A 12,875-nucleotide genomic window follows, 5' to 3' on the forward strand; every position below is an offset into this window, starting at 1 on the left:
GTGGTAATATTTCATATCCACGCATCTACAAACGACAGTGGTTAAGCTATTGAAATCTCGTCGGACATCGAGAAGTCGTACACACGTAGCGGGTGAGCGTCAGACATCGCCCCCAACTCATCCCCTTAAGCGGCTGTTTGACTACGGACACCAGTATCGCAAACAAATTTGGCAAGCGACTACCTGTTCTATCCTCAATAAACTTTTTGACTTGGCACCACCAGTGTTAATTGGCATAGCGGTGGATGTAGTGGTAAGGCAGCAAGATTCTATCATTGCTCAGTTGGGAGTGAAAGATATCTTTGGGCAATTTTTAATTCTTTCGTTCCTGACTGTCATCATCTGGATACTAGAATCGCTTTTTGAATATGCTTACGCTCGGCTTTGGCGCAATTTGGCACAGGATATTCAGCATGATTTGCGTCTGGATGCTTATAAACATTTGCAGGAGTTAGAACTAGCATACTTTGAAGAACGCAGTACAGGCGGTTTGATGTCCATCCTTAGCGATGATATCAACCAACTGGAACGTTTTTTAGATGTAGGAGCAAATGACATTCTCCAAGTTGCCACAACCGTGGTGATTATCGGTGGTGCTTTCTTTATTTCGTCTCCCAGTGTGGCATGGATGGCTATGTTGCCGATCCCATTTATTCTTTGGGGTTCGTTTGCTTTTCAAGATTTACTAGCACCTCGCTACGCTGATATTCGAGAAAATGTTGGTCTTCTCAACTCTCGTCTGGCGAATAATTTAAGCGGCATTACTACTATTAAAAGTTTTACCTCCGAAGATTACGAAATTTCACGTTTAGCAGAAGAAAGTGAGGCATATCGTCGCAGTAACTCTAGAGCAATTAAACTTTCGGCTGCATTTATTCCCCTCATCAGAATGTTAATTTTGGTCGGGTTCACAGCATTACTGCTGTTTGGTGGTATGGCAGCAGTGAATGGCAAAATGTCTGTGGCTACCTACAGTGTATTAGTCTTTTTAATTCAACGGTTACTCTGGCCTTTAACTAGATTAGGTGATACTTTTGACCAATACCAACGAGCAATGGCTTCTACTAATAGAGTCATGAATTTGTTGGATACTCCTATCGCTATTCATACCGGAGAGATAGTTTTACCTGTTGATGCCGTACGCGGTGAGGTGGAATTCAAAAATGTCACTTTTGCTTATCAAGATAGGTCGTCAATCCTCAAAAATTTGTCTTTGCATATTCCATCTGGTAAAACAATTGCCATTGTTGGTTCTACTGGTTCTGGAAAAAGCACTTTGGTTAAACTTCTATTACGATTGTATGAAGTGCAATCGGGAACAATTACCCTTGATGGCATTGATATACAACAGTTAAATCTGCGGGATTTACGCCGCTGCATTGGTCTTGTTAGTCAGGATGTATTCTTATTTCATGGTAGTGTAGCAGAAAATATTGCCTATGGCAGTTTTGATGCTTTAGATGATGAAATCATCAGAGCAGCTAAATTGGCTGAAGCACACGAATTCATTGTGCAACTGCCTCAGGGATATGAGACAATTGTGGGTGAACGAGGTCAAAAATTATCTGGTGGACAACGACAGCGGATTGCGATCGCCCGCGCCATTTTAAAGAATCCACCCATTTTGATTTTAGATGAAGCGACCTCAGCAGTCGATAATGAAACAGAGGCAGCCATTCAGCGATCGCTAGAACACATCACTGTGAATCGGACGACAATTGCGATCGCCCACCGACTTTCCACCATCCGCAATGCTGATCGCATCTATGTTATGGAATACGGACAATTTGTCGAGTCAGGATCGCATCAAGAACTGTTGGAGCAAAATAGGGTTTACGCGAGTCTTTGGCGTGTACAATCTGGTTTAAGATAAATTTCACGCACAGATACCCTAGAGAGGTGATTCATCACCTCTGTATAACCTCCAATCAAAAATCAAAATTGGTATGATATTTGCTACTACCCAACCGGAATCCCCAGAGAACAAGTGGCGTCGTCAGTTAGATAAATTTGTCAAAGAACATCAACAAGAATTGGCAGCACTGTCATGGGGTTTGTGGTTAGAAAATGGTGACAACAAGGGGACAATTGGTATTGATTTGCAACCAACACCGCATTTTGTTTATTGTCCAAAAGAGGCTATAGAAAAACTAAATAGCAAAGCCGAGAACAGACTTCAGGAAGTTTTAGGGATTGTGGAGCATTATAAACCTGAAGTGGAAGTTCTCATGATAGGAATAGGAAAAGACAAAATCAAATTAATTAACTTTGAACCGGAACTTGCACCACCAGCTTGTTATGAACAGGTTGGTCAGGATGTGGACACTTTATTAAAACATCTAGAACAGCGTCTGAGTGAGCAGTTGAATGCTGAAAAATAACCAAGTAGAAGGGCTTAATTAAATAAACACTCGCGCGTCAGGGGTTTAGCCCTTTAAAATCTTATACAGAGGGAGAAATCGCTCACTACGAACAAAAGTTTTATCTTACTTTAATTACGTCCACCTACTTAAACCCAAACTATCCTCTCATGCTATGTAGTGCCGCTTCTACAAGTGGCAGAGTTTCAGCAAAGATTTCCTCTGCAAGTTAACGAAATTATCCTCAACAATCACTTCAATATCAATGTCTGACCATTCGTCCGTATATCCGTGTGCTGCTGAACCTCCCTGCCAGAAAGCTAAAACAAAATCTTGTGGTTGTAATGCAGTGATGATGGTTTGTAAAACTTTTTCTCTCATTTAGACTCAAAAAAAAGCATCTGGCGAAATGTGAAAAAACTTTTTAGCAAATTGCGAAGATTATGGTGGGCTATGCCCACCCTACTTACCTAAACAAGCACTGGAGTATTGACACGCTTTGCCAAAGGCGTTGCAACCGTCTGCATTCCTGCGGGTAGTGCCAAGGTTAGACCACGGCGCACAGGACGCACAGGACGCTTGTTGACAAAGGATACCTGAAGACGCGATAAAATGGTTGCCAATACCAATTTCATTTCATACTGGGCAAATGCCATGCCAAGACAGCGATGAGTACCGCCACCGAAGGGCAAATACTCGTATGGGGAAAATTGCCGCTCCAAAAAGCGTTCTGGTTTAAACTGCTTTGGTTGTGGGTAGACTTCTTGGCGATGGTGTGCTAAGTAAATACTGGGCATGATGACCGTTCCCAGTGGCAAATTGTAGCCTTGAATTTCAATGGGCGATCGCACAATCCGAGGGGAGGCAGTCATTGCGATTGGGTAAATCCGCATAGTTTCTTGATAGACTGCTGTCAAATAGGGCAATTTGGTAGTAGCACTCGGGTCAAAGCTGTCACCAAGGGTATCCAGTTCTTTCAGTAATTTGTTACGCACCTCAGGCAAATGGTCAATCCAATAAAAAGCCCATGTCAATGTCGAAGCGGTGGTTTCGTGTCCTGCAATCAGCAGCGTCATCAATTCATCGCGTAACTCCTCATCAGTCATCGGTTGACCGTCGTCATAACGAGCAGACATCATCAAAGTGAAAATATCTTGACGATTTTGGTCAGATTCGGCTCTTCGTTCCCGAATGAGGGCATAAATCATTTCATCAACCTGTTGCAGCAGGCGCACAACTCGACCCCACGGACTCCAAGCGCCTAAATCTTTCCGCAGAAACTGAAAAAACATGGCTGCGGACGTGAAGCGAGAATCCATAGAGTTCAGCAGTGAACTCAACAGTCGTCGAACTTTTTCCAAAACAGGTCCTTCTTCTAAGCCAAACACCACCCGCAAAATGATGCGTAAGGTGATTTCTTGCATCGACTCATGGAGACTAAACGGCTTGTCAATCTTCCAAGAGTCGCTGACTTGCTGAGTAATTTCGCGGATAGTCTCACCGTAAGCCCGCATCCGTTCACCATGAAAGGGCGGGACTAACAGTTGACGTTGACGCTGGTGGGCATCACCATCCAGTAAAAGCAGCGAATTTGCCCCCACCAGAAATTTTAAAATCATATTTCCCCTGCCAGCTTCTAACCGACTGGAATCAGCCGTAAAAATCTGTTGTAGTGCTTGGGGGTCGCTGAAGTATACCATATGGGAATCATTGCTACCCGATAGGGTAAAATTATCGCCGTAGATTTTGGCAAAATCTTCCACGTATTCCAACGGCTGAAAAATAAATTTCATCCACCGCAGAATTCCAGGCATATTGGGACCATCAGGCAGATTAGTGGTTGCTCTCATAAAAGATAAAAGACTTGCAAGGTTAGATGCTTATCGATATTTATTGTGACTATTGTGACCGAAGTTCTCAAGAGCAGAACACAAGATGCAGTGTTGGTAGTCTAATCTTTTACCAGACTTGCACGTAGGCTCTTCCAAATCAGAGACGGAGTCAGAACAAGTAAAAAGTAAAAAGGCACTCATAAAGAATCTCCATAACTAAAGTTAGGGGCTTTAAAACAGTGAGCAGTCAACCATATAAAATGGGCTGAAGCCCTTTTTAAAGCACTAAAGTGCTGACTACAAATACCTCAAAGTTGCTTTGCCAGACCACTAGATTAGACTTTTTGCAAAAGTCAATTAGATGGAAATAAAACCACAGATAAATTATCTGTGTCCATCTGTGGTTCCAAAATTCCTTATCTGGATTTTTGCAAGAAGTCTATTGATTTTGGTTTTGCCACCCTAGACAAGCGCTGGAGCACTTATACGCTTTGCCAAAGGCGTTGCAACCGCCTGCATTCCTCCTGGTAGTGCCAAGGTAATACTACGGCGCACAGGACGCACAGGACGCTTGTTAACAAAAGATACCTGAAGGCGCGATAGAATAGTTGCCAATACCAGTTTCATTTCATACTGAGCAAACGCCAGTCCAATACAGCGACGATTCCCACCGCCAAAGGGCAAATACTCGTATGGGGAAAATTGTCTTTCTAAAAAGCGTTCTGGTCTAAACTGCTTTGGTTGTGGGTAAGTTTCTTCCCTATGGTGGGCTAAATATATACTGGGGAGGATGACGGTTCCTACTGGCAAATTATAACCCTGAATTTCAATTGGGGATTTCACAATCCGAATGAAAGCATTCATCCCAACGGGATAGATCCGCAGCGTTTCTTGGCAGACTGCGCTGAGGTAAGGTAATTTGGCAACAGTACTCGGATCTGGGTTGTCTCCAAGGGTATCCAGTTCCCTCACCAACTTGTCCCGCACTTCTGGCAAATGGTCAACCCAGTAAAACGCCCATGTCAATACTGAAGCAGTGGTTTCATGTCCTGCAATCAGCAGCGTCATCAACTCATCGCGTAACTCTTCATCAGTCATCGCTTGACCATCGTCATAACGAGCAGACATCATCAAAGTGAAAATATCTTGCCGATTTTGATGAGATTCTGCTCTTCGTTCCCGAATAAGGTCATAAATCATTTCATCAATTTGTTCCAGCAGGCGTAGCACCCGACCCCAAGGACTCCACGCCCCTAAATCTTTTTGCATAAACCGAAAAAATAAGGCTGCGGACAAGAGGGGGGAACCTATAGAGTCCAGCAGAGAACTCAACAGTTGTCGAAGTTTTTCAAAGCGGTGTCCTTCATCTAAGCCGAATACCACCCGTAAAATGACGCGCAAGGTAATTTCTTGCATTGACGCACGGATATTGAAGGGCTTGCCAATCTTCCAAGAGTCGCTGACCTGCTGTGTGATTTCGCGGATAGTTTCACCGTAAGCCCGCATCCTGTCGCCATGAAAGGGAGGGCTTAATAGTTGACGTTGGCGTTGGTGGCGCTCCCCATCCAGTAGAATCAGAGAGTTAGAACCTAGCAAAAATTGTAAAACTCGGTTTCCTCTGCCAGCATCTAAGTGACTCGAATCAGCAGTAAAAATTTGTTGCAGTGCTTGGGGATGGCTGAAGTAGACAATGGGAGAATCGTTGCGACTCCAAAGAGTGAAGCTATCACCGTATTCCTTGGCAAAATCTTCCGCATATTCCAACGGCTGAAAAATCAATTTCATTCGGCGCAGGAATACTGGCATTTTGGGTCCGTCAGGCAAATTGTTAGTTGCTCTCATAAACACTTGTAGCGTTGAGCGCTGAATGCTTCTATTGTGACTTTTTTGGCGAACAGGTGTGGGGGTGTCAGGGTGTAAAAGTACTCTTCTATTCCCTATTCCCGATTCCTTATTCCCCTTTTTGGAGGTATATTCTGTGAAAGGAGCGTCGGAAGCAAGCAGTGCCAAAAATCATCGCTATCCTCAACGGTAAGGGAGGCGTCGGTAAAACAACGACCGCAGTCAACCTGGCTGCAACTTTTGCAGAGGAAAAAAAGGTTCTTTTAATCGACGCAGATATTCAAGGTTCTGCCACTTGGTGGTTTGGGCGCTCTGACAAGAGCATGGGATTTGATTTATCACAGTCAACTGACCCCAAACTTTTAGGTCATTTACGAAGAATAACAGGTTACGATTTAGTAGTAGTAGATACGCCTCCGGCGCTGCGCTCTGAAGCATTAGCGGCGGTAGTGGCTGTAGCAGATTATCTGGTTTTGCCCACACCATGTGCACCAATGGATTTGGCTGTCCTGATTGAGACAGTCCAAAAAGCAGTTATTCCTGTGGGAAAGCCCCATCGAATCCTGTTGACTAAGGTGGATACGCGGAGTTTGGGGGAAGTGCTGGAAGCTCAAAACACTCTTATGCAGATGGGAATTCCTGCTTGTAAAGCCTTCATCCGCGCCTACAAAGCGCACGAACGAGCTGCACTTGAGGGTTTGCCAATTAGCCAAGGGCGAGGAAAGAACGCACGGGAGGCGGAGTCAGACTACCGCCGCGTAGCTGAAGAACTAAAGCGTGATTGGAGGGAATAATAATGGCTAAGAAAAATCTTTCTGACTTATTACAAGAAGAAGCACAAAAATTTTCACCACCAGAAGGTGAAACGACTATCGACGTTGTTGCTATCACTGACAATAATCCCTCCTCCCCCTCCGATAATGATACGGGGAAAGAAGAGGGTTCTGCTCAACTAGAAGAGGAATCAAAACAAGCAGCCGATTCAACAACATCTAAGCGTACAAATCCAACAAAAGCCGAGTTAGAAGCAACTGTAAAAGAGTTGAAGGAAGCTTTGGAAAAAGCACAGCAAAAAGAAACTTCTCTTGTCAAAGATTTGAAAGAAACTATAGAAAAAGCACAACAACAAGAAACTTCTCTTGTTAAAGATTTGAAAGAAACTATAGAAAAAGCACAGCAAAAAGAAGCTTCTTTTCAACAGGAAGTTGCTGATTTGCAATCAGATTTATCTAAGCAAAAAAAATTAGCAGCAAAACTGAAAACAGAGCTTGACGATGCAAAACAGGCAGCCGTCCACCTAGCAGGCGCTAATTCAAAACTGACAGAAACAATCACTACATTACAACAGGAAAAGGAAAAGACTCAATCATCACAACAGAAAAAGGAAGACAATCAATCATCACCAAAATCAATAAAAAGCTCAATAAGCAATAGAAAATCATACCACCTACCAGAAAGACAGCCTGTAAATAAGCCTGAAGAGTCTGTTGACAATTCCTCTCCGATGTGGTTGCTTGATTAAGGAATTCCGAAGCTCTGTGTATAACTAACACATCTTTTCGTGATGACCGTCATTAGTCCTTTGTCCTTTGTCCTTTTTGCTACAAAAGATTAATGACAAAGGACAAACCTCTTAAATTATCCAAGCTCTAAAATATGCTGTGCAGTCATTTGTGGCTGTTCCAAATGAGGAACATGACCACAATCTTTAATCCAGATAAGTTTACTATTTGGAATTGCCAGCTTAAACCTCTTGGCATCCCTGATACCTAAAATCTTGTCAGAATCGCCCCACAAAATGAGCGTAGGTTGCACAATTTGTCCTATATTCTTAAATCTAAATGCACTGTAACCACCACTTTTGGTGAAAGCAATCAAAGCTTTATGCCAGTCTGAACATTCTAGGTGGAGTGCTGCACATAATTGGGCATCAAGTGATGCTAACTCCTTGTTTTTGTAAGCAGCACGGGAAATACTCGCCCGAACTTTGGGATTACGTAAAAACTGAGTTGCCCAATAGTCCAAAGGTGGGAACATGAATTTGCTTAACGGTGGACCACCCGCCAAACCAGCACTATCAATTAACACTAACTTTTGGACAACTTCTGGGTAAGTCAGGGTGAAATCAATTGCTGCTGCACCTCCCATGGAAGCGCCTACTAAGATAACAGGTCGGTTAATCAGGGTTTTCCAGAAATAATAGAGATGGGTTTTAATGGCGCTGGGGCTAAACTTTACCCCCATTGGTCTATCTGTAAACCCAAAACCCAACAAATCCACTGCCCATGTCTCATTTTGTACCGCAAGCAGGGGGACAAGGCGGCGAAACTCCAACACAGAACCATCAAAGCCGTGAATCAACAGCAAAGGTACATCCCCACTCCCCTGACGCACATAGGTCGTGGTAATTGGTTGTGTACTCAAGGGAGTGGCGATCGCTATCTGCTCAATGCTTTGAGCAAGAGTCATCGAGGCGGTTTCTGTGAGTCCCCCAACTGTAGTTGGTAAGAAACTTGGAAACATAGAATTTAGTTTACCTTGTGGTAGTAGAGTGGGCAATATATCATGTCTAATTTTGTGGTCGCTCATCAAGATTTCTTGGGTGATAAGAACCGAACCAACCATATTTTTATCTTGCAATAATATGAGAATCAAAGGAAGGATTTAATTCCTGACTTGATTGAAAACAACGAGTTTCTTGATAGCAGGGAGAACTATACAGCGGTTTGCAATTGGGTGAGGTACACAAAGAAATAATGAACCACAGATGGACAAGGCAGTGCGTTGCGGGGGTTCCCCCCGTTGAAGCAACTGCCGTACAAATGAACACAGATAAATTAGTACTTCATTTAGATGAGAAGCGCTGTATATGTTAAGTCGTTGGAACCCCAGGCAAGAATTTAACGCTCTCAGCGAGCAACTTAACCATCTATTTGATGCCATCACCTAATAACCGGGTCGCACGATTGACATAGGCGATCGCCATTTTAGTACCCGCTTCCCGTGCCACTGCTGCCTGTGCTGCGAAGTCCACATAGGTGGAGTTTGTTTGTGTAGTAGCGATTTCTAATCGCCCAATTATTTCCAAATTTCTCATGAATGATTTAGGATTGCTATAGTCGTTGCTTAGATAAATATGCTATGGATAATAAGTGCTAATGAAGCCAAGCAATTAATATCTCAAGGGGCGACCATTCTCGATACTCGCAATAAATTGGCATTGTTGATTGAACACATATCAGGTGCTGTTCACGTCACTTGGCAGCAATTTTCAAAAAACAAAAAACCCCATCGGGGAAAATTACTTGCAGATGCAAATATTTTAGAACAAAAACTGCGTCAACTTGGTATTTTTAACTCTAAACCTGTCATTGTTATTGGCAATCCTCCTCACAATTTTGGGGAAGAAGGACGCATTGTTTGGATGTTACGCACTTTAGGACACCAAAGTGTAGCTTTTGTTGATGGTGGGCACAATGCACTGGTCAAAGCAGGTGTTCCGACAACTCGTGGACTCAATCAACCGTCAGAAATAGGAGATTTTGTTGTCAACCGTACCGCTTTATGGGAAATTCAGCGTGATCAACTTCAAGTCAACCTTTCAGAAAACAAGTTGATTGTCATTGATACTCGTGAAAAGCCAGAATATGCTGGTGCAACTCCTTATGGTGAACAGCGAGGAGGACATATCCCTGGGGCAGTGCATTTCTACTTTAAGGATTTAATGGATAGTAAGGGAAATTTACTTAAGCCTGAGGAAATTATCGCGAAATTAGAAACATTAGGAATTCAGCAGAATACTCCTCTTGTTACTTATTGTACGGGAGGAATTCGCTCGGCTTTTTTTGTAGCTGTTCTCGCTAACTTAGGCTTTTCTGATGTGAAGAATTATGCTGGTTCAATGTGGGAATGGTCAGCTTCTCCATCTGAGAAGTATCCACTTGAATAAATCATCTATGGCGGTTCTCGTTCGTATTCAATAAACTTGTTGCAAAAGTCGATTTGATGAAAATAAACCACAGATGCACACAGATAAATAATCTGTGTTAATCTGTGGTTCTAAATCAATACGGTTCAGTTAATATTGATGTGTAAAAAATTACGTGTGTAGAGACGCGCCATGGCGCGTCTCTACATTGTGTTCCTGATAAGGATTCTGGTCTTATCTGAACGGTATTGGGTTCTAAATATCATTTTCATTAATCCACAACTATTGAGAAGAATACTGTGGAAAAAGCCACTCTGTTTTGTAATTTGAGGACTTCCCGTGAAAAGTTAGGGATAATGACGAGTTGCTTATGGGAGAGAGCAGAAAGTGAAGTTTTTTGGTGTGTGGCAGTACACGCAGTTCCTACTAGCAACTAAATTGCTAGAGTGAATAATACCTGGGATAATCTCAATTCTCCCAAATCTAGAGCCTGGAACTTTAGAGCCAGGTTCAGAACGTATACCACATTCTGGCTAGCACCGCATTTCCGTGATTACAGGACTATTACAAAAACTGCGTGCTTCATGGGCAAAACATGGGTGTCGTTTGACTTTTCCAGCCTCCCCATCTGTGCACATGTTGAATCGACATCGCGATCCGCTTGTTGAACGCAAGTCGGAGGAGTTTGGTTTCACTGAGGCTCCCAAAGAAGGCACTTCTTTTCACAACAATGCTCCCAATGGCTGGCTGCGAACTGTTCTTGTGACCAGTTTGGGTGTCACCGCCCTAGTACTGGGAGTTCGGGAACTGAAATGGTTGCAGTCTTGGGAGTTAAGAGCATATGACCAGATGCTACAGTTACGTCCTACTGAAGCAGCCAATCCGCGTATTTTGCTAGTGACTGTCACTGAAGATGATATTCGGCAATACAGATGGCCTGTGTCAGATACTAAAATTAACGAGTTGCTGGCGAAATTACAGTCCTATCAACCCCGTGTTATTGGTCTAAATATATATAGATCTGAACAAGCGAATTTGGGATCTGGTTTAAAGCGTCGAGATAACATCTTCAGTACGTGTACATTCAGCAGCATGGGTATGCCGGAAATTGCACCACCATCTAATTTTCCGATAGATAATGTCGGATTTACCGACTTGATATCTGATGAAGATGGCATTGTCCGCCGCAGTTTGTTGTTTGCTCATTCCGCACAAGACAAGAAATGTACAACGAACTTCTCGTTTGCTGCTTTACTTGCAATGAGTTATTTGGAAAAAGAAGGCATTAAACCAGATTTCAGCGATGAAAATAACTTAAGGCTCCTTGATGCTCATTCACAAAAGGTAAAAGCCAGTTTTCAATTTCTCGACAGTAATGCAGGTGGTTATAAAAGGATGGATGAGGGCGGCTACCAAATCATGCTGAATTACCACCATCCGCATCGTCTGGCCAAGGAAGTCACTTTCACACAAGTCCTAAACGGCAGTATAAATCCTAACTGGATAAAAGATCGTCTCGTCATTATCGGTACTAAGTCTCCTAGCCTTCATCCTGGTTTTTACACACCATACAGTGCTTTGCCAAACCAACCTGCAAGGATGCCTGCTGTCTTTATTCATGCACAGATAGTCAGTCAGATGCTCAGTACAGTGCTGGATGGGCGACCTCTGTTTTGGTACTTGCCTGACTGGGCTGAAGCTGTATGGGTCTGGGTGTGGTCGCTCTTAGGTGCTGCTTTAGCGTGGCGAGTGCGACATCCTTTTGTGCTGGTTGTCGTGGGAGGTGTCGCCCTAAGTGGCTTGGTGGTGATTTGCGCTATGTTGTTTCTGCAAGCAGGGTGGGTGCCGTTAGTACCGCCTGCCATAGCATTGGTCATCAGTGGCGTTAGCGTTATGGTTTACACCACATACCAAACTCAGCAGCAAACTAAGGTCATTATTTTGCAAGTCGAAAAACAACAAGAGGCAATAGAGCAGTTAAATACACTATTAAAAGAAAGTACAATTATTAAAGACAAACATCATCATATTTCATCAAGAATTGATACCCTAGAAAAAACAACTGGTGATTCCGTCTTAAGCGGACGCTACAAAATCAATAAAGTTCTTGGTTCAGGGGGGTTTGGTTGCACTTATTTAGCAGAAGATACTCAGCGTCCAGGTCATCCTATCTGTGTTGTTAAACAACTGATGCCTGCTCGTCGAGATACAAAATTTTTGCAAGTTGCGAGAAGGTTATTTGATGCCGAAGCCGAAATTTTGGAGGCTTTGGGAAAACATCATCAAATTCCACAGCTTTTAGCATATTTTGAAGATAAGAGTGAGTTTTATTTAGTACAAGAATATATTCAGGGAAATGCTTTGAGTGAGGAATTACCACCTGTACGGGGCGTGCAGCATGAACCTTTTGTTATCGATATGCTCAAAGGAATTTTAGAAGTTTTGGCATTTGTTCATGAGCATCGTGTGATTCATCGAGATATTAAACCGAGTAACATTATCAGGCGTTCGACAGATAATAGGTTCGTGCTGATTGACTTTGGTGCAGTGAAAATGATGCAACCACCAACTCAAGACCAAACTGAATTAGAGACAGTAGCTATTGGGACGCGGGGTTACGCACCACCAGAACAATTTGCCGGTCATCCCCGCTTGTGCAGTGATATTTATGCGTTGGGGATGATGGGCATTCAGGCAATCACTGGGTTATTACCCCACGATCTCCAGCCAAACCATGATACGGGTACTGTGATGTGGCGTCAATGGGCGCAAGTCAGCGAGGAATTGGCACAGATTTTAGATAAGATGGTGCGTTACCACTTTAGCGATCGCTATCAATCAGCTGCTGCTGTCTTACAGGATTTGAAACAAATTGTGTAGTTTTGTAAGGTATGGAAAAGTAAAAAATTCTTT

At 43.1% G+C, this 12,875-nt stretch carries 10 protein-coding genes and 1 pseudogene; 6 read left to right on the forward strand and 5 right to left on the reverse strand.

Annotated elements, in window-relative coordinates; all coding sequences use genetic code 11:
- The first annotated feature begins 37 nt into the window (after positions 1-37).
- Entirely contained in the window at positions 38-1,873 is a 1,836-nt protein-coding gene (locus tag MAS10914_RS0113765; protein WP_017316521.1) for an ABC transporter ATP-binding protein, read from the forward strand.
- A 73-nt stretch (positions 1,874-1,946) separates the two neighbouring features.
- On the forward strand, positions 1,947-2,381 hold the full coding sequence (gene ccmS, locus MAS10914_RS0113770; protein WP_017316522.1) for a beta-carboxysome assembly chaperone CcmS: 435 nt from the start codon (positions 1,947-1,949) through the stop codon (positions 2,379-2,381).
- A gap of 168 nt (positions 2,382-2,549) precedes the next feature.
- Here the strand turns inward: ccmS and MAS10914_RS0113775 are convergent, their stop codons facing one another.
- The 3 genes from MAS10914_RS0113775 to MAS10914_RS0113785 all read right to left on the reverse strand — a co-directional run bounded on the left by MAS10914_RS0113775 (position 2,550) and on the right by MAS10914_RS0113785 (position 6,034).
- On the reverse strand, positions 2,550-2,741 hold the full coding sequence (locus MAS10914_RS0113775; protein ID WP_017316523.1) for a nucleotidyltransferase domain-containing protein: 192 nt from the start codon (positions 2,739-2,741) through the stop codon (positions 2,550-2,552).
- 89 nt (positions 2,742-2,830) lie between these two features.
- The gene (locus MAS10914_RS0113780) at positions 2,831-4,210 is read right to left on the reverse strand and encodes a cytochrome P450 (protein ID WP_017316524.1); all 1,380 of its coding nucleotides are present in this window, start codon (positions 4,208-4,210) and stop codon (positions 2,831-2,833) included.
- A gap of 444 nt (positions 4,211-4,654) precedes the next feature.
- On the reverse strand, positions 4,655-6,034 hold the full coding sequence (locus tag MAS10914_RS0113785; RefSeq protein ID WP_017316525.1) for a cytochrome P450: 1,380 nt from the start codon (positions 6,032-6,034) through the stop codon (positions 4,655-4,657).
- A 161-nt stretch (positions 6,035-6,195) separates the two neighbouring features.
- Between MAS10914_RS0113785 and MAS10914_RS0113790 the strand changes: the two genes are divergently transcribed.
- Positions 6,196-6,828, forward strand: coding sequence for a ParA family protein (locus MAS10914_RS0113790; RefSeq protein ID WP_017316526.1), 633 nt, complete (start codon positions 6,196-6,198; stop codon positions 6,826-6,828).
- Between the two features lie 2 nt (positions 6,829-6,830).
- Entirely contained in the window at positions 6,831-7,556 is a 726-nt protein-coding gene (locus MAS10914_RS32115) for a hypothetical protein (protein WP_017316527.1), read from the forward strand.
- Between the two features lie 116 nt (positions 7,557-7,672).
- On the opposite strand, the gene MAS10914_RS0113800 is transcribed toward MAS10914_RS32115, so the two are convergent.
- Both MAS10914_RS0113800 and MAS10914_RS34215 read right to left on the reverse strand, forming a co-directional pair.
- Complete coding sequence (locus MAS10914_RS0113800) at positions 7,673-8,557, reverse strand: alpha/beta fold hydrolase (RefSeq protein ID WP_026082547.1); 885 nt, start codon at positions 8,555-8,557, stop codon at positions 7,673-7,675.
- 412 nt (positions 8,558-8,969) lie between these two features.
- Positions 8,970-9,059, reverse strand: a pseudogene (locus MAS10914_RS34215) (transaldolase family protein); the annotation flags it as partial.
- A 111-nt stretch (positions 9,060-9,170) separates the two neighbouring features.
- Here MAS10914_RS34215 and MAS10914_RS0113810 point away from each other — a divergent pair.
- Both MAS10914_RS0113810 and MAS10914_RS0113815 read left to right on the forward strand, forming a co-directional pair.
- Positions 9,171-9,983, forward strand: coding sequence for a sulfurtransferase (locus tag MAS10914_RS0113810; RefSeq protein ID WP_017316530.1), 813 nt, complete (start codon positions 9,171-9,173; stop codon positions 9,981-9,983).
- A gap of 528 nt (positions 9,984-10,511) precedes the next feature.
- Positions 10,512-12,842: a CHASE2 domain-containing protein gene (locus tag MAS10914_RS0113815; protein WP_017316531.1), complete on the forward strand. Its 2,331-nt coding sequence runs from the start codon at positions 10,512-10,514 to the stop codon at positions 12,840-12,842.
- Positions 12,843-12,875: the final 33 nt, after the last annotated feature.

The sequence above is a fragment of the Mastigocladopsis repens PCC 10914 genome, assembly GCF_000315565.1.
In the GTDB taxonomy this organism is placed as follows: Bacteria; Cyanobacteriota; Cyanobacteriia; order Cyanobacteriales; family Nostocaceae; genus Mastigocladopsis; species Mastigocladopsis repens.